The following is a 22,129-nucleotide window of genomic DNA, read 5'->3' on the forward strand; positions in this document are numbered from 1 at the left end:
TGGCGCGCGCCTTCTAAGGAAGGTTTATGAGTAATCAGCTGTTCGATGCGTACTTTACGGCCAAGGCTATGGGTGAGGTGTTCAGCGATCATGGCCGGGTGCAGGCCATGCTCGACGTCGAAGCGGCTCTGGCCCGGGCGCAAGCTGGGGTTGGGGTGATTCCTCACTCGGCACTCGGGCCGATTACAGCGGCATGTCGAGCTGAACTCTACGATTTTTCAGCCTTGGGCCAGGCTATAGCCAGTGCCGGCAATTCGGCAATTCCTCTGGTGAAAGCCTTGGGTAAACAGATTGCCAGCAGCGCGCCCGAGGCCGAGCGTTATGTACATTTGGGGGCTACCAGTCAGGACGTAATGGACAGCGGGCTGGTGCTGCAATTACGCACTGCCCTGGGATTGATCGAGCGTGATCTGACGCAGTTGGCCGATGTGCTCGCCGCCCAGGCTCAGCGTTATGCCACTACCCCTTTGGCCGGACGGACCTGGCTGCAACAGGCGACCCCGGTCACGTTGGGGATGAAAATCGCCAGTTGGCTGGGCGCCGTGACCCGTAGCCGCCAGCGTCTCAATGAGCTGAAACCGCGTCTGCTGTGCCTGCAATTCGGCGGAGCCTCGGGCACCCTGGCGGCACTGGGTGAACAGGCGATGCCGGTGGCGCACGCGCTGGCCGACGAACTGGGCCTGAACCTGCCTGAGCAACCGTGGCACACCCAGCGTGACCGACTGGTGGAGTTCGGCGCGGTGTTGGGCTTGATCGCCGGTGGGCTGGGCAAGATTGGCCGGGACATAAGCCTGCTGATGCAGACCGAGGCCGCTGAAGTATTTGAACCGTCGGCGCCGGGCAAGGGCGGTTCGTCGACCATGCCGCACAAGCGCAACCCTGTGGGTTCGGCGGTATTGATCAGCGCTGCGACGCGGGTTCCGGGTTTGCTGAGCATTCTGTTCAGCGCCATGCCCCAGGAGCATGAACGCAGCCTGGGCCTGTGGCACGCCGAATGGGAGACCTTGCCCGAGATTTGCTGTGTGGTCTCCGGGGCGCTGGTGCAGGCGCTGAATATTGCCCAAGGGCTGGAAGTGGACCCCGAGCGTATGGCGCGCAACCTCGACCTGACGCACGGGCTAGTACTGGCCGAAGCCGTGAGCATTGTGCTGGCCCAGAGGGTAGGGCGCGAAACCGCGCACCATCTGCTGGAGCAATGTTGCAAACGTGCGGTGGCCGAGCAGCGCCATTTACGTGCGGTGCTGGGCGATGAACTGCAAATCACCGCGCACCTGAGTGCAGACGAACTGGATCGCTTGCTCGATCCGGCTTATTACCTTGGCCAAGCGACGACGTGGGTCGAGCGTGCGCGGGCTGAACATTTTGCGTTGGTCCTCTAAAGGAGAAGCTCGTGGGACGTGTACAACTCGCTGAAGGTGAACTCAATTACCGCCTGGACGGCCCGCAAGGCGCGCCGGTGCTGGTGCTGTCCAATTCGTTGGGCACTGACCTGGGGATGTGGGACACACAGATTCCGGCGTTCGCCGAGCATTTCCAGGTGTTGCGCTACGACACTCGTGGCCACGGCCAGTCGCTGGTAACCGAAGGGCCGTACAGCATTGAGCAACTGGGCGGCGATGTGCTGGCGCTGCTGGATGCACTACATATCGAACGGGCACATTTTTGCGGGCTGTCGATGGGCGGGCTGATTGGCCAGTGGTTGGGCATCAATGCCGGTTCGCGTTTGCACAAACTGATTGTGTGCAACACCTCCGCCAAAATTGGCGAGCCTTTGATGTGGAACCCGCGAATCGAAATGGTGTTGCGTGACGGCGCGGCGGCGATGGCCGGGCTGCGTGACGCATCGATTGCGCGCTGGTTTACCGCAGATTTTGCCCAAGCTAACCCTGAGCAGGCCAAACGCATTACCGACATGCTCGCCGCCACTTCCCCCCAAGGCTACGCCGCCAACTGCGCGGCAGTGCGCGATGCGGATTTTCGCGATCAACTGGGAGCAATTGACGTGCCCCTGCTGGTAATCGCAGGCACGGAAGATGCTGTAACTCCGCCTGCGGGCAGCCATTTCATCCAGGAACATGTACGCGGTGCGCAGTACGCCGAGTTTTATGCCGCGCACCTGTCCAACGTGCAGGCCGGGGATGCCTTCAGCCAGCGCGTGTTGGACTTTTTGTTAGCCGGTAAAGCGGTTTAAGGAGCTGTTTGTGGACGAGAAACAACGTTACGACGAAGGTATGCAAGTACGCCGTGCGGTGCTCGGTGACGCCCATGTTGATCGCAGCCTCAATGCTTTGACCGAGTTCAATAGCGAATTTCAGGAAATGATTACCCGCCACGCCTGGGGTGATATCTGGACCCGCCCTGGACTGGCGCGGCATACCCGTAGCCTGATTACTATTGCGATGCTGATCGGCATGAATCGCAATGAGGAGCTGAAACTGCATCTGCGTGCGGCGGCCAACAACGGCGTGACTCGTGCCGAGATCAAAGAAGTGATCATGCAGAGCGCCATCTACTGCGGCATCCCGGCGGCTAACGCGACCTTCCACTTGGCTGAGTCGGTGTGGGATGAGTTGGGGGTTGAGTCGCGGGTGTAACCGCTCTTCCTTGTAGCCGCTGCCGAGGAACGAGGCTGCGATAAGGACCGAAGGGCCTTCAGTTGCCGGGGCTGCTACGCACCCCATCGCAGCCTCGCTGCGCTCCTCGGCGGCTACAAAACTGGCATCACACAAACAACAAACCCGCCAAAAGGCGGGTTTGTTGTTTACGCGGTACGTATCACGCCTTTGGTGGCTGATCCGAAACCGGGCGGTTCTGCCCGGTCTGTTCGTACCAACCGCCACCCAATGCCTTGTACAGCGTGACTTCGCTGGTCAGCTGCGAAAGACGATCGGTGATCAACGATTGCTGCGCGCTGAACAACGAGCGCTGGGCATCGAGGAAGGTCAGGTTGCTGTCGATGCCAATCCGATAACGACGCTCGGCTAACCGGTAGTAATCCTGGTTGGCGTTAACGAAGTCGGTTTGTGCCTGCAACTGCTGGTTGTAGGTCTGACGTGCCGCCAGGCCATCAGAGACTTCCTGGAAGGCGGTCTGGATCGTTTTCTCGTACTGAGAAACGGTGATTTCCTTCTGGATTTTCGAGTAGTCCAGGCTGGCGCGCAGGGCACCTGCGTTAAAGATCGGCAGGTTGATTTGCGGCGAGAACAGCCAGGTGCCCGAACCGCCCTTGAACAGCCCCGACAGGTCAGGGCTCAAGGTCCCGGCATTGGCCGTAAGGCTGATGCTTGGGAAGAACGCTGCCCGCGCCGCGCCGATGTTGGCGTTAGCGGCCAGCAACTTGTGTTCGGCTTCGAGAATGTCCGGACGACGTTGCAGCAAGTCTGATGGCAAGCCAGCCGGTACTTCGTTCAACAGGTCAGCTGCCAGCGGTTTGGCTGCAGGCAGGTTGTCCGGGATGGTGGTACCAAGCAGCAGCGCCAAACTGTTCTGGTCCTGAGCTACCTGACGGGTGTACCTGGCCAGTTGTACCTTGGCGTTTTCCACCGAGGTACGCGACTGGCTTACGTCCAGTGCCGAGGCGACACCCACTTCATTGCTGCGCAAGGTGAGCTTGTAGCTCTCGTCGAACGCTTTGAGGGTGTCTTCAGTCAGTTTCAGCAGCTCTTTGTCAGCCTGCCAGGTCAGGTAAGCATTGGCGACGCTGGCCACCAGACTGATCTGAGTCGTGCGTCGGGCTTCTTCGGTTGCAAAGTAGTTCTGCAACGCTTGATCGCTCAGGCTGCGAACCCGGCCGAACAGGTCCAATTCGTACGCGCTGACCCCAAGGGTCGCCGAATAAGAACTGGTAATGCCCGACTCGCCGGTTTGCGACATGCTTGCCGGGGTGCGTTGACGGCTGCCGCTGCCAGTGGCCGAGACCGCCGGGAACAGATCGGCCCGCTGGATGCGGTACTGCGCGGCATAGGCGTCGATGTTCAGCGCCGCGACACGCAGGTCGCGGTTGTTGACCAGAGCGGTCTGAATCAGCTGCTGCAGCGCCGGGTCATGGAAAAACTGACGCCAGCCTTGTTCTGCAGCGGCCTGATTGGCCGCCTCTGTAGGGGAGTAGGCCGGGCCTTGCGGGTACTGCGCCGCTACCGGCGCTTCAGGGCGCTGGTAGTCGGGGATCAGCGAGCAGCCGCCCAGCGTAAACGCTGCGATGGCTACTGCGAGAAGCGACTTGCTCATTGGCCAGCCTCTTGGTTTGGAGTTTTAGTCAGGTCCACTTTCTTTTCGGAATCTTTTTTGCTGCCGAAGGACGATACGGCCACAAAGAACAGCGGTACCCAGAACACGGCCAGTACGGTGGCGGTGATCATGCCACCGATAACACCCGTACCAATAGCGTGCTGGCTGCCCGAGCCTGCGCCCGAGGAGATGGCCAGCGGGATCACACCCAGTACAAACGCCAGCGAGGTCATGATGATTGGACGCAGACGCATGCGGCACGCCTCGATCGCGGCCTCGCTCAGTGTTCGTCCTTGTTCATGCAACTCTTTGGCAAACTCGACGATCAGAATGGCGTTTTTCGATGCCAGACCGATGGTCGTGAGCAAGCCCACCTGGAAGTACACGTCGTTGGACAACCCTCGCAGGCTGGTCGCCATCAGTGCACCGATAATCCCCAGCGGCACCACGAGCATGACTGCAATCGGGATTGACCAGCTTTCGTACAGTGCTGCAAGGCACAGGAATACCATCAGCAAGGATATAGCGTACAGGGCAGGTGCTTGCGAACCAGACAGACGCTCTTCGAATGACAGCCCGGTCCAGGAAATACCCACGCCCGCTGGCAGCTTCTTGGCCAAGGCTTCTACTTCAGCCATGGCCTGACCACTGCTGTAACCCGGAGCTGGAGCACCCAGGATTTCCATGGCCTCTACGCCGTTATAGCGTGACAGCTTGGGCGGACCGTAGATCCACTTGCCTTTGGCGAATGCCGAGAACGGAACCATGGTTCCTTCACTGTTACGCACGAACCACTTCTTCAGATCTTCCGGGTTCATCCGGGAGTCGGCTGTACCTTGCAAGAACACCTTCTTCACTCGGCCATGGTCGATGAAGTCGTTGACGTAGCTGGCGCCCAGGCCGATCGACAGCGTGTTGTTGATGTCGCTCAGGTCAACGCCCAGGGCGCGAGCTGCTTCGTCGTCAATTTCCAGTTGGTACTGCGGCTCATCGTTCAAGCCGTTTGGACGTACGCCTGCCAGGATCTTGCTTTGCGCAGCCATGCCCAGGAACTGGTTACGGGCCGCCATCAGCTTCTCGTGACCAATACCGGAACGGTCTTGCAGGTAAACGTCAAAACCGGTGGCGTTACCCAATTCCATTACTGCCGGCGGGGCAAAGGCGAAAACCATTGCATCGCGGAAGGTGGAGAAGTGCGCCTGAGCGCGGGCAGCCAGTGCAAACACGCTGTTGTCCGCATCTCGCTCACCCCAAGGCTTGAGCATGATGAACGCAAGGCCGGAGCTTTGACCGCGACCGGCGAAGTTAAAGCCGTTTACGGTAAACACCGAAGACACCGCGCCCGACTCTTCTTTCAACAGGTACTCACGCATCCTGTCGATCACATCCTGGGTGCGTTCTGCAGTGGTGCCTGCTGGGGTCTGAACCTGTGCAAACAGTACGCCCTGGTCTTCTTCGGGAAGGAAGGAGGTAGGGATACGGGTAAACAGGAACACCATGCCGACCACGATCAGTACGTAGGCCAGCAGGTACGGCGCCTTGTGACGCAGGATGCTGCCCACACCTTTCTCGTAGCGCTTGACGCCACTGTCGAACGTGCGGTTGAACCAGCCGAAGAAGCCGCGCTTGTTCTCGCCGTGATCACCCTTCTGGATTGGCTTGAGCATGGTGGCGCACAAGGCCGGGGTGAAGATCAGAGCAACCAGTACCGAGAGCGCCATGGCCGAAACAATGGTGATCGAGAACTGTTTGTAAATCACACCGGTGGAGCCGCTGAAGAAGGCCATTGGCAGCAGTACCGCCGACAGCACCAAGGCGATACCGACCAGAGCACCCTGGATCTGCTCCATGGATTTCTTGGTCGCCTCCTTGGGCGGCAGGCCTTCTTCGGACATCACCCGCTCGACGTTTTCAACCACCACAATCGCATCGTCCACCAGCAAGCCGATGGCCAATACCATACCGAACATGGTCAGGGTGTTAATGCTGAAACCGGCCGCGGCCAGGATGCCGAATGTGCCGAGCAATACTACCGGCACAGTCATCGTGGTGATGATGGTGGCGCGGAAGTTCTGCAGGAACAGGAACATCACCAGGAACACCAGTACAACGGCTTCAACCAGGGTTTCAACTACGCCCTTGATCGAGGCCGAGACCACAGGAGTGGTGTCGTACGGGTAAACGACTTTCATGCCTTGCGGGAAGAAAGGTTCCAGGTCACCGATGGTTTTGTGCAGTGCTTTTGCGGTGTCCAGGGCGTTGGAGCCCGGAGCCAGCTTGATCGCCAGACCCGAAGACGGCTTGCCGTTGAACTGGGCGCTGATGCTGTAGTTCTCACCACCCAGAGCAACCTCGGACACATCGCTCAGGCGAACCTGAGAACCGTCGCTGTTGACCTTGAGCAGGATCTTTTTGAACTGCTCGGCGGTTTGCAGGCGGGTTTTACCGATAATGGTAGCGTTCAGCTCCTGACCTTTGACCGCAGGCAGGCCACCCAGTTGTCCGGAGGACACCTGTACGTTCTGTGCGCTGATGGCCGCTTTCACGTCCACCGGGGTCAGGTTGTATTTGTTCAGCTTGGCCGGATCGAGCCAGATACGCATGGCGTACTGGGCACCGAACACCTGGAAGTCGCCCACACCTTCGGTACGGGAGATCGGGTCCTGCATGTTGGAGACGATGTAGTTCGACAAGTCGTCCTTGTTCATGCTGCCGTCTTCAGACACCACGCCGATTACCATCAGGAAGTTTTTCACTGCCTTGGTAACACGGATACCTTGCTGCTGAACTTCTTGAGGCAGCAGTGGGGTCGCCAGGTTTAGCTTGTTCTGTACCTGCACCTGAGCGGTGTCGGGGTCAGTACCTTGCTCGAACGTAGCGGTGATGGCCATGCTGCCGTCAGAGTTGCTTTCAGACGACACATAACGCAGGTGGTCAATACCGTTGAGCTGTTGCTCGATTACCTGGACCACGGTGTCCTGCACGGTTTGCGCCGAAGCGCCCGGGTAGGTCACGGAGATCGAGATTGCCGGTGGCGCGATGCTCGGGTACTGGTTGATCGGCAATTTGAGGATCGATAGAGCCCCGACCAGCATGATCACAAGGGCAATTACCCAGGCGAAAATCGGACGGTCGATAAAAAATTTCGACATGGTTTACTCCCCTTTACTGCCTGCAGCTTTTTCAGTTGCCGGGGCAGGTGCCGGGGTTTCGCCTTGTGGCTTGTCCATGATCTTGACTTCAATGCCAGGCTTGATGAACTGCAGGCCGTCAGTAATCAGGCGGTCGCCAGGGTTCAGGCCTTTCTCGACCAGCCAGTCGCTGCCGACTGTGCGCGAAGCTTGCAGCACGCGCATTTCAACCTTGTTGTCCGGCCCAACGATCAAGGCAGTGGGTTGGCCCTTGAGGTTGTGGGTCACGCCAATCTGAGGTGCCAGGATCGCATTGCTGTCGATACCTGCTTCCAGTTGTGCGTGGACAAACATGCCTGGGAGCAGTACTTCGTCAGGGTTCGGGAACACGGCGCGCAGGGTGACGGAGCCGGTGGCTTCATCCACTGAAACTTCGGAGAACTCAAGACGACCTTCTTGCGGGTATTCACTGCCGTCCGGCAGGGTCAACTTGACCTTGGCGGAGTTATCACCGGCCTTCTTCAAGCGGCCACTGGCCAGATCGCGGCGCAGTTCGAGCATTTCCACCGAGGATTGGGTCACGTCAACGTAGATCGGGTCCAGTTGGGTGATCACGGCCAATGCGTTCGCCTGACCACTGGTGACCAGCGCACCTTCGGTGAACAGCGAGCGACCGATACGACCGGTCAGCGGCGCCAGCACCTTGGTGTAGCGCAGGTTGACCTGGGCAGTGTTCAGGGCAGCTTCGGCTTCGAGGCGTGCGGCTTCGGCGTTGTCGTATTCCTGACGGCTTACGGCTTGCTCTGCAACCAATTGCTTGTAGCGATCAGCCAGGGATTTTGCCGATTGCAGAGTGGCACGAGCGCTGAGCACGGCGCTTTCATAGATCGCTGGATCGATTTGATACAGCTGCTGGCCGATTTTTACGTCGCTGCCTTCTTTAAAGAGGCGCTTGAGGATGATGCCGTTTACCTGAGGACGAACTTCAGCCGAACGATAGGACGCAGTACGACCCGGCAGGTCGGTGGTCAAGGTAAAAGGCTGGGTTTTTAGCGTCACGACGCCGACCTGAGGGATTTGCGGGGCAGGTGCTGCCTCTTCCTTTTTGCATCCGCTGAGCAGCGAAGCTAGGGCGATGGCAGCAACCAGAGCGGTAACAGCTGGCTTGAATTGCATGAAAATCCTCGGGTCAGGCACGCGAAAGCGCACAAGAATAGTGGAAGGGTAAAGAAAGCTGTTCCGGGTGGATAAGTAGCTTGCTAAGGAATATACTTACATTCGTGTCTGTTTGTAAATAGCGGGAACGTGTCTCGCTACGTCCTGCAGAGCCATTTTTAAAGTATGAAGTAGACCGGGATAAGGCATAACAAGCGCCACCCGATGTTGGTCCTGGCGAGTGATCGCAACTGCCCGGACCCTCCTGATTGAGGTTTTTATTGCCATGGTGCGTCGTACCAAAGAAGAAGCGCTTGAAACCCGGAGCAAAATCCTCGAGGCGGCCGAGCAGGCCTTTTACGAGCGGGGTGTCGCACGCACGACGTTGGCTGATATTGCCGCGTTGGCGGGTGTCACCCGCGGTGCAATTTACTGGCACTTCAGCAACAAGGCCGATCTGGTGCAGGCCATGCTCGATAGCCTGCATGAACCGCTGGATGAAATGGCCAAGGCCAGTGAAAACCAGAACGAAATTGATCCGCTCGGCTGCATGCGCCAATTGCTGATTCATTTGTTTCGCCAAGTTGCCATTGATCCAAAAACCCGGCGTATCAATGAAATTTTGTTTCATAAGTGCGAATTCACAGACGAAATGTGTGATTTTCGGGCTCAGCGCCAGGTTGCGATGGTTGATTGCAACAGCAGAATCGAACTGGCCCTTACCAATGCCATTCACCGTCAACAACTCCCTGTAACGCTGGATGTTCGCCGTGCTGCTATTTGCTTGCATGCCTATATCGACGGAATTCTCGGGCAATGGCTGCTGGTTCCTGACAGCTTCGAGCTTTTCAAGAACGCTGAGTCCTGGGTCGATACGGGTCTGGATATGCTGCGTTTAAGCCCAACATTACGAATTAGCGCCAATATCCGAGAGGGAGTCTAGTAGGCTCGGGCAATAAGGCGAGTGAAGATTTGCCCTCTGGAGCATTTGCTGGCTAACGGCATTTATATACGTCTAGCCTGCAGGTTTAAAGTTAGCGAGCTAAGTATTTTGTAGCTAAATTGTGATGACTCAGTGAAATGCCCCACAGTCATCGATAAACAAGCTATAGGCAACGGGTTTTAAGTACTACATGACTTCGGCATCTTTCTTGGTTATTTCTCCCATTTAACCCTTCTCACGTCGGCTTCCCCTACACTTGAGCAACGCTTTGGCCGCAGGCCAGAGCAGCCAAAATCGGGGAGCGGGCGACGGCCAAAGTGTTGGCCCTCTCTCGACTAAAGCAAACAGACCACGATGGTGTTGTGTGTCGTGGGCAATTCGAGGAATAACAAGTGAACAAGATTTACTCGAGTGCTGAATCCGCTTTGCAGGGGCTGGTCGAAGACGGCATGACCCTGGCTGTCGGCGGCTTTGGATTGTGCGGGATTCCGGAAGCGCTGATTGCTGCCCTGCGTGACACTGGCAAGCGCGAGCTGACGGTCATCAGTAACAACGCCGGGGTTGATGGTTTCGGCCTTGGGCAACTGCTGACGACGCGTCAGATCCGCAAAATGATTTCTTCCTACGTGGGCGAGAACAAAGAGTTCGAACGTCAGTACCTGGCTGGCGAACTTGAACTGGAGTTCACCCCTCAAGGCACCCTCGCGGAAAAACTGCGGGCGGGCGGGGCGGGTATACTGGCATTTTTCACCAAGACCGGTTACGGCACTTTGGTGGCTGAAGGCAAGGAAACTCGTGAGTTTGATGGCGAGTGGTACGTCATGGAGCGTTCACTGCGGGCCGATGTGGCCTTGGTCAAGGCCTGGAAAGCCGACAAGTCCGGCAACCTGCTGTTCAACAAAACCGCACGCAATTTCAATCCATTGGCCGCAATGGCGGCCAAGGTGTGCGTGGTGGAAGTGGAAGAAATTGTCGAGATTGGCGAGATCGAGCCCGATCAGGTTCATTTGCCCGGGATTTACGTGCAGCGGCTGGTGCTCAATGCCTGCCCGGAAAAACGTATCGAACATCGCACTGTACGGAGCGCCTGACCATGGCCTGGACTCGTGAAGAAATGGCGCAGCGCGCCTCCCAAGAACTGCAGGACGGTTTTTACGTCAATTTGGGCATCGGTTTGCCGACCCTGGTGGCCAACTACATTCCCAAGGGCATGGATGTGTGGCTGCAAAGTGAAAATGGCCTGCTCGGGATTGGCCCGTTTCCGACCGAAGATGAGGTCGATGCCGATCTGATCAACGCGGGTAAACAAACTATTACGACCCTGCCGGGCAGCAGTTTTTTCAACAGCGCCGACTCGTTTGCGATGATTCGCGGTGGGCATATCAACCTGTCGATTCTTGGCGCGATGCAAGTCTCCGAGAAGGGCGATCTGGCCAACTGGATGATTCCGGGCAAGATGGTCAAGGGCATGGGCGGGGCGATGGACCTGGTGGCCGGGGTCAAGCGCGTGGTGGTGCTGATGGAGCACACGGCCAAGGGTGGCACCCATAAACTGCTCAAGCAGTGTGACCTGCCGCTGACCGGCGTGGGCGTAGTTGACCGGATTATTACCGACCTGGCGGTGCTCGATGTGACGGAGCAAGGGCTCCAACTGGTTGAGCTGGCCGCGGGGGTTAGCCGCGAGCAACTGCAAGAAGCAACCGGTTGCTCAATTAACGGCTGAATACACGCCTGTAGCCGCTGCCGAGGTACGAAGGCTGCGATCGGGGGCGTAGCAGTCGCAAACCAGAAGCCTCGATTTGGCGGATATATTGGGGGCTCAGGATTTGCGGGCACTGCGCCCCCGATCTCAGCCTCGCGTAGCTCGACAGCGGCTACAGGTTTTTTGTCAGGCTCAGAAACACAAAAAGCCCCAAAAGGGGCTTTTTGCTGCAGCGTGAATCAGCGTTCCAGATCTTTGATCTTGCCTTTCACACCATCAAACTCTTCCGCGTCCGGCAGAGCGTCTTTCTTCTCAGTGATGTTTGGCCAGATTTCAGCCAGCTCAACATTCAACTGAATAAACTCTTGCATGTCCGCAGGCACTTCATCTTCAGAGAAGATCGCCTGTGCAGGGCATTCAGGCTCACAAAGCGCGCAGTCAATGCACTCATCCGGGTGAATCACCAGGAAGTTCGGGCCTTCGTAAAAGCAGTCCACCGGACAGACTTCTACGCAGTCGGTGTACTTGCACTTGATGCAGTTGTCGGTGACGACGAAGGTCATTTCTAATTCTCTCCTCAGGCGGCGGCAGCGAAACCCTTCCAGGTCGGGTTCACCGGGTTCGGGAGTGATATCTAATGACCAGGCTAAAAGGTCACTAGCATCCCGAACCGCGCGCGATTCTAGCAGCTTTTAAAGGCGTGTCTTTAATGTGTAGAGCAAATCAAGCGCTTTACGTGGCGTCATGTTGTCCAGATCCAGCTTGGAAATATCATCCAGCACCGGGTGAGGCAGGCTGGCAAACATGTCACTTTGCTGTGGTACCGACTTTTTACCGGTGGTCGGACCCGGCACTTCATGGGGCAGGCTGGTGGTCTCCAGGCGGCTCAAGTGCTCGCGGGCACGGGTGATGACTTCGGTCGGCACGCCCGCCAATTGCGCCACGGCCAAGCCATAACTCTGACTGGCCGGGCCCGGTAATACATGGTGCAGGAACACGATGCGTTCGTTGTGCTCGGTCGCACTCAAGTGCACGTTGGCCACCAGCGGTTCGTTTTCGGGCAGTACCGTCAGTTCGAAGTAGTGGGTGGCAAACAAAGTATAGGCGCGTAATTGGGCGAGACGTTCTGCCGCAGCCCAGGCCAGCGACAAACCGTCGAACGTGCTGGTGCCGCGGCCCACTTCATCCATCAGGACCAGGCTGCGTTCGGTGGCGTTGTGCAAAATGTTCGCGGTTTCACTCATCTCGACCATAAAGGTCGAACGGCCGCCCGCCAGGTCATCGCTGGAGCCGATCCGGGTAAAGATGCGGTCAACCAGCGACAGCTCACAGCTCGCTGCCGGAACAAAACTGCCGATATGGGCCAGCAGCACGATCAATGCGGTCTGGCGCATGTAGGTCGATTTACCGCCCATGTTAGGACCGGTAATCACCAGCATGCGGGTATCGTCATCCAGCGCCAGATCGTTGGCCACAAATGGCGTGGTCAGTACTTGCTCGACCACCGGGTGGCGGCCTTGGCTGATACGCATGCACGGCTCGTCGACAAAGCGCGGGCAGTTCAGGTCCAGGTTCAGTGCGCGCTCTGCCAGGTTGCTCAGTACATCCAGCTCGGCCAGTGCGGCGGCAGTGTCTTGCAGCGGCGCCAGATGGCTGATCATTTCTTCGAGCAATGCTTCGTAGAGCATCTTCTCGCGGGCCAGGGCGCGGCTTTTAGCCGACAGGGCCTTGTCTTCGAAGGCTTTGAGCTCCGGGGTGATAAAGCGCTCGGCGCCTTTGAGCGTTTGGCGGCGGATGTAATCGGCCGGTGCCTGCTCGGCCTGCTTGCTTGGCAGCTCGATAAAGTAGCCGTGTACCCGGTTGTAACCGACCTTCAGGTTGGCCAGGCCGGTACGGGCTTTTTCGCGGGCTTCCAGGTCAATCAGGAACTGACCGGCGTTTTCGCTCAGCGACTGCAACTCGTCCAGTTCGGCGTCATACCCGGTCTTTAACACTCCACCGTCGCGGATCACGGCGGGCGGATTATCGTTGATCGCTTTTTCCAGCAGGGCTCCCAGCTCGGGATAAGTGCTGGTGGTTGTAGCCAGCTGCTGCAGGTGCGGCGCTTCGAGGCCGATCATCGCGTCTTGCAGTTGCGGTAATGCGTTCAAGGCATCGCGCAGCCGTGCCAGGTCGCGGGGGCGGGCATTGCGCAGGCCGATACGGGCCAGAATGCGCTCCAGATCGCCGATTTCCTTGAGCTGTGGCTGCAGCTTTTCAAAGCGATAGCCGTCCAGCAGGCAGGTGATCGACGACTGGCGTGCCAGCAGTACGCTCAAGTCGCGCAACGGGCGGTTCAGCCAGCGGGTCAGCAGGCGGCTGCCCATCGAAGTCTGGCAACGATCGACCACGGACTGCAGCGTGTTGTCGCGCCCACCGGCCAGGTTGGTGTCCAGCTCCAGGTTGCGACGGCTGGCGCCGTCCAGGACCACGGTGTCATCCAGACGCTCATGGCGCAGGCTGCGCAAATGGGGCAGGGCGGTACGCTGGGTTTCCTTGGCGTAACTGAGCAGGCAACCGGCGGCGCCAATGGCCAGGGTCAGGTTTTCGCAGCCAAAACCTTTAAGGTCTTGGGTTGAGAACTGTTGGCACAGGCTTTTCAGGGCCGAGTCGCGCTCAAAATCCCACGGTGCGCGGCGACGTACGCCACGGCGTTTTTCGGCGGGCAGACCTTGTGGCCAGTCGTCCGGGATCATCAATTCAACCGGGTTAATGCGCTCCAGTTCAGCCAGCAGGTTTTCCCAGCCCTTGATCTCCAGTACCGAGAAGTTACCGCTGGTAATGTCCAGCACGGCGAGGCCAAACAGGCGCTCATCGCCGAGCACGGCAGCAATCAGGTTGTCGCGGCGCTCATCCATCAGCGCCTCGTCACTGACCGTACCCGGAGTGATAATGCGTACTACCTGACGATCCACCGGGCCTTTGCTGGTGGCCGGGTCTCCGACCTGTTCGCAAATCACCACCGACTCACCGAGCTTTACCAGCTTGGCCAGATAGCCCTCGGCGGCATGGTAAGGAATCCCGCACATCGGGATCGCCTGGCCTGCAGACTGCCCACGGGCCGTGAGTGTGATATCCAGCAACTTGGCGGCTTTCTTCGCGTCTTCGTAGAAGATTTCGTAGAAATCGCCCATGCGATAAAACATCAGCTGATCAGGGTGCTGGTTCTTCAAGCGCCAGTACTGCTGCATCATCGGCGTGTGGCTGGACAGGTCGGAGGTATTTTTACTCATCAGGACTTAGGCGGATTCGTTCAGAAGTGGGGAAAGACAGGCCGTAGCCTGAGGTTTTCGCAATGGACGCAAGGTTAACATGTCAGCCCCCTGCACCTACAGGTGTGCTCGGGGTGCGCTGACACGCAGCTATAAATAGAAGAAATAGGATTTGCCTTCGATAAACACGCTCAGCACTATTGCTCTCATGTCCAAACGAACTGTTTCAACCGTCCTCAAGGAACTGCTTACCCACCACCAGATCAGCGCCATGGCGCTGCACCGGAGCACAGGGGTGCCGCAGTCCACACTCTCGCGCATTTTGAGCGGTAAAATTGTCGACCCTTCCGACAGACAAATCTCCAGGATCGCCGAGTATTTCAACATCAGTACGGATCGCTTGCGTGGCCGGGGCGATATCCACACGCCTGCAGTGTCTGAACCCGAGCTGCGTCACCCTGAGCTGCGTGACATTTGCCTGTGGGATGACGATACTCCGGTGGCGGATGATGAAGTATCCATTCCATTCTTGCGTCAGGTTGAACTGGCGGCCGGTTCCGGGCGCTTTGCCATTGAAGAGAGCGAGCGCGCCAAGCTGCGTTTCGGCAAGCGCAGCTTGCGCCACAACGGCGTGGAGTTCGATCAGGCCAAGTGCGTGACGGTTCGTGGTGACAGCATGCTGCCGGTGTTGCGCGATGGTGCAACGGTTGGGGTCAATGCCGGCAAGCGCACGCTTGATGAGGTCATCGATGGTGATCTGTATGCGGTCAATCACAATGGCCAGTTGCGGGTGAAACAGTTGTATCGCCTGGCAGGCGGCATTCGCTTGCGCAGCTTCAATCGTGATGAGTTCCCGGATGAGGACTACGCCTACAACGATCTTGAGGATGAACAGTTGGTCATCCTTGGTCATGTGTTCTGGTGGGGCATGTACGCCCGCTAGCCGTTAGTTTCTGAAAATACTGTGGGAGCGAACCTGCTCGCGAACAAGTCTTCGCGAGCAGGCTCGTTCCCGTGGCAGTTTTTTTAGCCATTAAGAAGACAATTCTCACTGTATTTGTTGGCCTTGGCCGACTTGCTGCAATCGCCTGAATAAATATATGCACTGGTGCATTGACTGTATATCCATACATGCATAGTCTTTGTTGCATGACGACCAACGATGGATCTCGGGCAGGGGTGTGACGTTACAGTCGGGCCGGAAATTGGCGCTTATCAATAAGGACATAGGAGTGATGACATGATGAATGAACCGCAGGCTTTGCTGGAAATGCCGGTTTTACTGGTCATCCTTCTTGCCCTGGTGGGCGGCATTTTTGGTGAGATGTGGCGGGCGGACAAAGATGGCGCTAGCGGATGGCCACTGATGCGGCGCCTTGCACTGCGTTCGGGAGCCTGCATGGTGTGCGGCGTATCGACCTTCATGCTGCTTTACTCAGCCGGGATGTCCATCCTGTCGGCCGGTGCATTGGGTTGCCTGACCGCGTTGGCCGGTGCAGATGCGGCCATCAGCCTGTATCAGCGTTGGGCTGCGAAGCGGCTTGGAGTCGACGGTTCGCCTGGCGACTCGCGGATCGAGCCGTAGCAGGCGCTTTTTTGGTGTAGGTTATGGCGCAGAACCGCCCATCAGGAGAGGATCGTGGATCAAATATCTCAACTTGCGGCTGAACTTGGGCTGCTGTTACAGGCTCTTAATGCCCAGGTGACGACCGCCGAGTCTTGCACCGGAGGCGGCATTGCAGAGGCCATCACCCGCATTGCCGGCAGCTCCGCCTGGTTTGAGGCGGGCTTTGTGACCTACTCCAACCAGCAAAAAACCAGACAGCTGGATGTTCCTGAGTCTTTGTTCACTCAAGTGGGGGCCGTCAGCCGCGAGGTGGTTGAAGCCATGGTGCACGGTGCTCAAGCGCAGAGTGGGGCGCGATTTGCCGTTGCGGTGAGTGGCGTGGCCGGGCCGGGCGGCGGCTCACCAGAGAAGCCGGTTGGCACCGTCTGGCTGGCGTGGGGGGCTGGTGACGAAGTATCGACCGAGCGCAGACACTTTCCGGGCAACCGCGATGAGGTCCGCCAGCAAACGGTGATTGCTGCCCTGGAAGGCTTAATACGCCGAACGGTACGAGAAATAAAAAATCAGGGGTAGGCGATCCTCTAACCCTGTGGAATAATACTGGCTACTTATACAGTTATCGGCCGTCGGGCCTTATTGATTACGAGAGGACTTTAATGGACGACAACAAGAAGAAAGCCTTGGCTGCGGCCCTGGGTCAGATCGAACGTCAATTCGGCAAGGGTGCCGTGATGCTGATGGGCGACCAGGAGCGTCAGGCTGTTCCGGCGATCTCTACCGGTTCGCTGGGTCTGGATATCGCACTGGGCATTGGCGGTCTGCCAAAAGGCCGTATTGTTGAAATCTACGGTCCAGAGTCTTCGGGTAAAACCACACTTACCCTGTCCGTGATTGCACAAGCGCAAAAGGTCGGTGCAACCTGCGCCTTCGTCGATGCCGAGCACGCCCTGGACCCTGAATATGCAGCCAAACTGGGTGTAAACGTCGACGACCTGCTGGTTTCCCAGCCGGACACCGGCGAGCAGGCACTGGAAATCACCGACATGCTGGTGCGTTCCAACGCGGTTGACGTGATCATCATCGACTCCGTAGCTGCACTGACCCCAAAAGCTGAAATCGAAGGCGACATGGGTGACACACACGTTGGCTTGCAAGCCCGTCTGATGTCGCAAGCGCTGCGTAAAATCACCGGTAACATCAAGAACGCCAACTGCCTGGTTATCTTTATCAACCAGATCCGTATGAAGATCGGCGTGATGTTTGGTAGCCCGGAAACTACAACCGGTGGTAACGCACTGAAGTTCTACGCCTCGGTACGTCTGGATATCCGCCGCACCGGCGCGGTGAAAGAAGGCGACGTGGTAGTGGGTAGCGAAACCCGCGTTAAAGTGGTCAAGAACAAGGTGGCACCGCCGTTCCGTCAGGCTGAGTTCCAGATCTTGTACGGCAAGGGCATCTACCTGAATGGTGAGATGATCGACTTGGGCGTGTTGCATGGCTTCGTCGAAAAAGCCGGCGCCTGGTATAGCTACAACGGCAGCAAAATCGGTCAGGGCAAGGCCAACTCCGCCAAGTTTCTGGACGACAATCCGGACATCAAGGACGCGCTGGAAAAGCAGCTGCGTGAGAAGTTGCTGGGGCCAAAGACCGACGCTGAGATGGCAGAAATCAAAGTTATGCCAAAACTGAGCAAGGCTGCCAAGGAAGCTGCTGCACTGGCTGAAGCCGAAGAAATGGAAAACGCTACCGACAGCGATAACTGATAGACATCATGATCGCCGTCCTGGATACCCCCGTCGCGGTGCGACGGACTGCAATGGACCTGCTCGCGCGACGCGAGCACGGTCGAGTCGAGCTGACGCGCAAATTGCGTCAGCGTGGGGCTTGCCCCGACATGATCGACGCAGCCCTTGACCGTCTAACGGAAGAGGGATTGTTGTCGGAGTCGCGCTATCTCGAAAGCTATATCAACTACCGTGCCGGTTCCGGTTATGGCCCTTTGCGTATTCGCGAAGAGCTTGGCCAGCGTGGCTTGGCGCGTGGGGATATAGAAGAAGCATTGCGCGAATGTGGTTTCAACTGGCAAGAGCAGTTGGAAGACACCTGGCGTCGCAAGTTTTCCGGTCAGTTACCTGCAGATGCAAAGGAACGTGCTCGCCAAGGGCGCTTCTTGAGTTATCGGGGGTATCCGCTTGAAATGATCGGCCGCTTGTTGAGCGGCCGAGAGTTTGATGACTGAAAGCGCAAACTGGCGGCTCTTACGCAACCTTCTGTAGCCGCTGTCGAGGTACGAGGCTGCGATGGGCTGCGTAGCGGCCCCTTCCTTTAAAGGCCCTGCGGGCCTTATCGCAGCCTGCGGCAGCGGCTACATTGGTTCTCATTCAACCGATATACGCTGTTCTGGCGTAGTCACGTTATCTATTGCAGCCCAGTTCTGTGGCTGGTTGATAAAGTTGACCAACTCACGTAACCGTCCCTGATTGCGGCCGCTGAATGCAAAACTCAGGCAGGTAAGGTGGTTAAGCTTGGGGTCATCATGCTCAAAACCGCAGTACCCCTGTTGCTGGAAACCATTGCTGAGGCAGATATCGGCAAAATTCTGCTGTATCTCCTTAAGGGCTAAAACACTGACAGGCCGTTTCATGCGGATCACGAAGGTTTTGTTCAGCCAGCGGCTTGAGTGGAAGTTGTTGTAGAACTGATTGATTTCAGCAAGGGCCTCTTCGGCGCTGTACACCAGGCGCATCAGCTTCAAATCGTTGGGAAGAATGTACTGGTTGGCTTCCAGCTGGTTATGTATGAAGTCCAGCGCACCCTGCCAAAATGACCCGCCAGGCACGTCCAGTAAAACCACCGGTACCAACGGCGTTTTGCCTGTTTGCATCAGGGTCAGCACCTCCAGCACTTCATCCAGCGTGCCAAAGCCTCCCGGGCACATCACCAGGGCATCTGCTTCTTTGGTAAAAAACAGTTTGCGGGTAAAGAAGAAATGGAATGCCAGCACATTGGCAGTGCCGTTGATGGTCGGGTTGGCCCGTTGTTCAAACGGCAGGGTGATGTTGAACCCCAGGCTGTGATCCAGGCCTGCACCCTCGTGGGCCGCGGCCATGATGCCGGCACCGCCGCCGGTGATAACCATCATGTCTGATTTTGCCAGGACGGCACCCATTTCGCGGGCCAGTGCATACAGTGGGTGTTCGACCGGGGTTCTTGCCGAGCCGAATACCGTAACTTTGCGTCGCCCCTTGAACTGCTCCAGTGTCCGAAAGGTTTTCTCGAGTTCACGGATGGCTTGCAGGGTGATTTTGGCATTCCAGCGATCAAAGTCGTCGTGGGCCATGCGCAATACGGTCAGTAACATCTCGCGGTAAAGCGCCCGGTTCGGGCTATTGGGTGCGACTCGTTGCAACTGCTCGTCCACTTCATGAGCAAGATCCAGGCCCTGTTCCTGAAAGTGCAGCGTCAGGGTGTCATTGGATTGATCAGGCATGTACTTCTCCTTCTGCACAACATCCTTGAAAGCGCCGCACTACAGGCGGGCGCTGAGACACAGAGTGTCAACCATGATGGTTCGATGATGGTCCTGCGATGTCTTGGCTGGCAATAGCTAATTGCCTGACATACATGAAGTTTAGCGAAAGGGAGCAGGGTAGGGAGGCGTGCGGGCTGAGCCCGATGGTGGGGCTTATACGCCGTACGGGGTACGGCGTGGCAAGGGATGTTACTTTTTGCGCTGGCAGTTCTCGGCTCGGAAATCCTGGATCAGGACCGGGTTGTTGGTCTTGTATTCCTTGAAGCTGTAGCGCAACGTCGCCCCTTGAGCCATCAGGGTGCGGAAACCTGCGTTGCTGCACACGCTGCGACCAAGTTGCGGCACAGTTTCTTCGGGGTTGGAGCGCATCTGGGCGGCCAATGTCGGGCTGGCTTCCAGGTTGTTGATCAGAACAGTGCCGTCTACCGTAAAGCCTTTATCCAAAAGGTCCGCATTGATTGCCCGCGGTTTGCCTTCGTTGCTTTTCTCGGCAACCTTGAGCAGGTTTTTGTTCAGCTCAAAATCCTTGAGAGAAGCGGCTTGTGCGGCCAGAGGCAGTGCAAGCATAAGAGCGACGGTCGGAATGATATGGCGCAGCATGAAACTCTCCTGATTTCAGTGACGCAGGTTGGACCGGCCACGTATCTATGCGTTCAGTGACGCAGGTTTAGACCGACCACATATCTGTGCGTTCAGTGGCGCGGGAGTATAGGTCAGCATGACCTGGCAGGAAATGCCAAAGGTCATGGATTCGCACCTCTGTTAAACTTGGCGCCTTTCTCTTGTGAATCCGTGCGTGCGCCAACCTTGGCGAATAGACGGTTGGCGCCTTTAAGTAAAAATCCATGACCCTGACGACCTTTTCCCCGAATGCTGTAGCCCGTTTGCGAGACGAGCGTGAAGAGGAGAGCACCAAGCCCTATTTGGCGCGCGGCTCACGAGCTCCGCGTTGTCATACCTGCCGTGTGATTGAAAGCCACTGCCTGTGCAACTGGCGACCCAAGGTCAGTGCGCGCTCGGGTGTATGCTTGGTCATGACTAAAAAGGAAGTATTCAAGCCCAGCAATACAGGCTGGTTGATTGCTGACGTAATAAGCGACAACTTTGCCTTTATCTGGTCGAGGACCGAAACCGACGAGGCTCTGCTGGCGTTGTTGTCCGACCCGCAGTGGCAGCCATACCTGGTATTTCCCGGCGAGTACGTTGAGCCTGAACGGGTAACCCACACCGTGGAGATCGACAGCAGCAAGCGGCCGCTGTTTATTCTGCTCGACGCAACCTGGACTGAAGCGCGCAAGATCTTCCGCAAAAGTCCGTACTTCGATGCCTTGCCGATTTTGAGCCTGCTGCCGGAGAGACTTTCGCGCTACCGCTTGCGCCGCTCCACACGCAGTGAGCACCTGTGTACCGCGGAAGTGGCGAGTTTATGCCTCGAACTTGCGGGCGATACCGAGGCCTCAAGTGCGCTGGATGCCTATTTCGACGTGTTCAGTCAGCATTATTTGGACGCGAAAAATCAGTTGCCGATGAATGAAGCCAGCGTGGCACATCAGGAACTGGGTGTTTTTGTAAAAGACCTTCCCCGGAATCGGGCTCAATAGACTAAAGAAGTAGCGCTACAATTTTCGGACAGATGTAAGCGAGCGTCATTGTTCGTTTTTGGACGATGGCGTTGTGATGGCTTCTGCGTGGACCCAGGTGTCAGGTTTTCAACTTGACCCTCCCCGTTTCGCTGGGCATGCTTGGCGCCGATTCGGCAGCTGCTGCTGTTAAAACACTTATATTTGCCGACGTTTAGCGTAAATCGCGCCCTTTGACCCACAGTCTTTGAGCTATTGCTCGAGTTGCCTTAGCGAGTGCTGGAATTCATCAGGGCTCGCCTGAAAAACAGGATCATTTAAAAAATGGCCACATACGAAATCCTGATTGCCGACGACCATCCGCTGTTTCGCAGTGCGCTGCACCAGGCTGTCAGCCTTGGGCTGGGTTCTGATGTTCGCCTGGTTGAGGTCGCCAGTATCGCCGAGCTTGAAAAACAGCTGGCGATCAAGGCTGATTGGGATCTGGTACTGCTCGACTTGAACATGCCGGGTGCTTACGGTTTTTCCGGGCTGGTGTTGCTGCGTGGTCAGTACCCGCAAATTCCGGTGGTGATGGTGTCGGCCCAGGAAGAGGCGTCGATCATGGTGCGTTCGCGCGAGTTCGGCGCCAGTGGGTTTATCCCTAAATCCAGCTCGCTGGACGAGATTCAAAAGGCCGTTCGTGCGGTGCTCGATGGCGATGTCAGCTGGCCGCCTCAGGCCTTTGAAGAGGTTCAGGTTTCGGCTGAGGCCAAGGCGGCAAGCGAAGGCCTGGCCAGCCTCACGCCTCAGCAGTTCCGGGTGTTGACCATGGTCTGCGAAGGTCTGTTGAACAAGCAGATCGCGTACGAACTGAGTGTTTCCGAGGCGACCATCAAGGCTCACGTTACGGCCATCTTCCGCAAACTGGGGGTTCGCACACGAACCCAGGCCGCGTTACTCTTGCAGCAACTTGAATCAATTTCGAGCCATTAACCTGCCAGTCTTCACGCTTTTTTGACGAAGCGTGAACTAGCGTTCCCCTCTCTTTTTTTATGCAGT

The 22,129-nt window shown here is 57.3% G+C and carries 20 protein-coding genes; 13 read left to right on the forward strand and 7 right to left on the reverse strand.

What is annotated here, in order from left to right; translation table 11 throughout:
- The first annotated feature begins 26 nt into the window (after window positions 1–26).
- Genes U5A05_RS05695 through pcaC form a run of 3 tightly spaced genes read left to right on the forward strand, consistent with a single transcriptional unit; the run spans window position 27 to window position 2,594 of the window.
- On the forward strand, window positions 27–1,379 hold the full coding sequence (locus U5A05_RS05695) for a 3-carboxy-cis,cis-muconate cycloisomerase (protein WP_321835917.1): 1,353 nt from the start codon (window positions 27–29) through the stop codon (window positions 1,377–1,379).
- 11 nt (window positions 1,380–1,390) lie between these two features.
- Window positions 1,391–2,191 carry a 3-oxoadipate enol-lactonase gene (gene pcaD, locus U5A05_RS05700; protein ID WP_321835918.1) on the forward strand — a complete coding sequence of 267 codons (801 nt, stop codon included), beginning with the start codon at window positions 1,391–1,393 and terminating at the stop codon, window positions 2,189–2,191.
- Between the two features lie 10 nt (window positions 2,192–2,201).
- Window positions 2,202–2,594, forward strand: coding sequence for a 4-carboxymuconolactone decarboxylase (pcaC, locus tag U5A05_RS05705; RefSeq protein ID WP_048358970.1), 393 nt, complete (start codon window positions 2,202–2,204; stop codon window positions 2,592–2,594).
- 181 nt (window positions 2,595–2,775) lie between these two features.
- Here pcaC and U5A05_RS05710 read toward each other — a convergent pair whose 3' ends face one another.
- The 3 genes from U5A05_RS05710 to U5A05_RS05720 are packed head-to-tail and all read right to left on the reverse strand — an operon-like array spanning window position 2,776 to window position 8,534.
- The gene (locus U5A05_RS05710; protein ID WP_261741180.1) at window positions 2,776–4,227 is read right to left on the reverse strand and encodes an AdeC/AdeK/OprM family multidrug efflux complex outer membrane factor; all 1,452 of its coding nucleotides are present in this window, start codon (window positions 4,225–4,227) and stop codon (window positions 2,776–2,778) included.
- Window positions 4,224–7,379 (reverse strand): efflux RND transporter permease subunit, encoded by a 3,156-nt coding sequence (locus tag U5A05_RS05715; RefSeq protein ID WP_261741181.1) that lies wholly within the window; start codon window positions 7,377–7,379, stop codon window positions 4,224–4,226. The genes U5A05_RS05710 and U5A05_RS05715 overlap by 4 nt, the downstream gene beginning before the upstream one ends.
- Before the next feature lie 3 nt (window positions 7,380–7,382).
- Window positions 7,383–8,534 carry an efflux RND transporter periplasmic adaptor subunit gene (locus U5A05_RS05720; RefSeq protein WP_261741182.1) on the reverse strand — a complete coding sequence of 384 codons (1,152 nt, stop codon included), beginning with the start codon at window positions 8,532–8,534 and terminating at the stop codon, window positions 7,383–7,385.
- Between the two features lie 265 nt (window positions 8,535–8,799).
- Between U5A05_RS05720 and U5A05_RS05725 the strand changes: the two genes are divergently transcribed.
- The 3 genes from U5A05_RS05725 to U5A05_RS05735 all read left to right on the forward strand — a co-directional run bounded on the left by U5A05_RS05725 (window position 8,800) and on the right by U5A05_RS05735 (window position 11,179).
- Window positions 8,800–9,456, forward strand: coding sequence for a TetR family transcriptional regulator (locus tag U5A05_RS05725; protein WP_261741183.1), 657 nt, complete (start codon window positions 8,800–8,802; stop codon window positions 9,454–9,456).
- Between the two features lie 392 nt (window positions 9,457–9,848).
- Entirely contained in the window at window positions 9,849–10,547 is a 699-nt protein-coding gene (locus tag U5A05_RS05730; protein ID WP_321835919.1) for a CoA transferase subunit A, read from the forward strand.
- Between the two features lie 2 nt (window positions 10,548–10,549).
- The gene (locus U5A05_RS05735) at window positions 10,550–11,179 is read left to right on the forward strand and encodes a CoA transferase subunit B (protein WP_321835920.1); all 630 of its coding nucleotides are present in this window, start codon (window positions 10,550–10,552) and stop codon (window positions 11,177–11,179) included.
- Window positions 11,180–11,397: 218 nt separating this feature from the next.
- Here U5A05_RS05735 and fdxA read toward each other — a convergent pair whose 3' ends face one another.
- Window positions 11,398–11,721, reverse strand: a complete 324-nt coding sequence (fdxA, locus tag U5A05_RS05740) for a ferredoxin FdxA (RefSeq protein ID WP_003443045.1) — start codon at window positions 11,719–11,721, stop codon at window positions 11,398–11,400.
- A gap of 129 nt (window positions 11,722–11,850) precedes the next feature.
- Window positions 11,851–14,430 carry a DNA mismatch repair protein MutS gene (gene mutS / locus U5A05_RS05745; RefSeq protein ID WP_321835921.1) on the reverse strand — a complete coding sequence of 860 codons (2,580 nt, stop codon included), beginning with the start codon at window positions 14,428–14,430 and terminating at the stop codon, window positions 11,851–11,853.
- A gap of 187 nt (window positions 14,431–14,617) precedes the next feature.
- Here mutS and U5A05_RS05750 point away from each other — a divergent pair, with 187 nt between their 5' ends.
- The 5 genes from U5A05_RS05750 to recX all read left to right on the forward strand — a co-directional run bounded on the left by U5A05_RS05750 (window position 14,618) and on the right by recX (window position 18,215).
- The gene (locus U5A05_RS05750) at window positions 14,618–15,352 is read left to right on the forward strand and encodes a LexA family transcriptional regulator (RefSeq protein ID WP_321835922.1); all 735 of its coding nucleotides are present in this window, start codon (window positions 14,618–14,620) and stop codon (window positions 15,350–15,352) included.
- 297 nt (window positions 15,353–15,649) lie between these two features.
- Entirely contained in the window at window positions 15,650–15,994 is a 345-nt protein-coding gene (locus U5A05_RS05755; RefSeq protein ID WP_261741188.1) for a phage holin family protein, read from the forward strand.
- 54 nt (window positions 15,995–16,048) lie between these two features.
- Entirely contained in the window at window positions 16,049–16,549 is a 501-nt protein-coding gene (locus U5A05_RS05760; RefSeq protein ID WP_321835923.1) for a CinA family protein, read from the forward strand.
- Between the two features lie 83 nt (window positions 16,550–16,632).
- A complete protein-coding gene (gene recA / locus U5A05_RS05765; protein ID WP_261741190.1) occupies window positions 16,633–17,739 on the forward strand; it encodes a recombinase RecA in 1,107 nt (368 codons plus the stop codon).
- An 8-nt stretch (window positions 17,740–17,747) separates the two neighbouring features.
- A complete protein-coding gene (recX, locus tag U5A05_RS05770; protein ID WP_261741191.1) occupies window positions 17,748–18,215 on the forward strand; it encodes a recombination regulator RecX in 468 nt (155 codons plus the stop codon).
- Window positions 18,216–18,353: 138 nt separating this feature from the next.
- Here the strand turns inward: recX and U5A05_RS05775 are convergent, their stop codons facing one another.
- On the reverse strand, window positions 18,354–19,466 hold the full coding sequence (locus tag U5A05_RS05775) for an LOG family protein (RefSeq protein WP_261741192.1): 1,113 nt from the start codon (window positions 19,464–19,466) through the stop codon (window positions 18,354–18,356).
- A gap of 231 nt (window positions 19,467–19,697) precedes the next feature.
- On the reverse strand, window positions 19,698–20,108 hold the full coding sequence (locus tag U5A05_RS05780; RefSeq protein WP_261741193.1) for a quorum-sensing-regulated virulence factor family protein: 411 nt from the start codon (window positions 20,106–20,108) through the stop codon (window positions 19,698–19,700).
- A 245-nt stretch (window positions 20,109–20,353) separates the two neighbouring features.
- Between U5A05_RS05780 and U5A05_RS05785 the strand changes: the two genes are divergently transcribed.
- Both U5A05_RS05785 and erdR read left to right on the forward strand, forming a co-directional pair.
- Window positions 20,354–21,109 carry a tRNA-uridine aminocarboxypropyltransferase gene (locus U5A05_RS05785; protein ID WP_321835924.1) on the forward strand — a complete coding sequence of 252 codons (756 nt, stop codon included), beginning with the start codon at window positions 20,354–20,356 and terminating at the stop codon, window positions 21,107–21,109.
- Between the two features lie 303 nt (window positions 21,110–21,412).
- Window positions 21,413–22,063 carry a response regulator transcription factor ErdR gene (gene erdR / locus U5A05_RS05790; RefSeq protein WP_261741195.1) on the forward strand — a complete coding sequence of 217 codons (651 nt, stop codon included), beginning with the start codon at window positions 21,413–21,415 and terminating at the stop codon, window positions 22,061–22,063.
- The last annotated feature ends 66 nt before the right edge of the window (window positions 22,064–22,129 follow it).

Origin of the sequence: Pseudomonas kulmbachensis (assembly GCF_963681935.1) — a bacterium.
GTDB classification, from domain to species: domain Bacteria; phylum Pseudomonadota; class Gammaproteobacteria; order Pseudomonadales; family Pseudomonadaceae; genus Aquipseudomonas; species Aquipseudomonas kulmbachensis.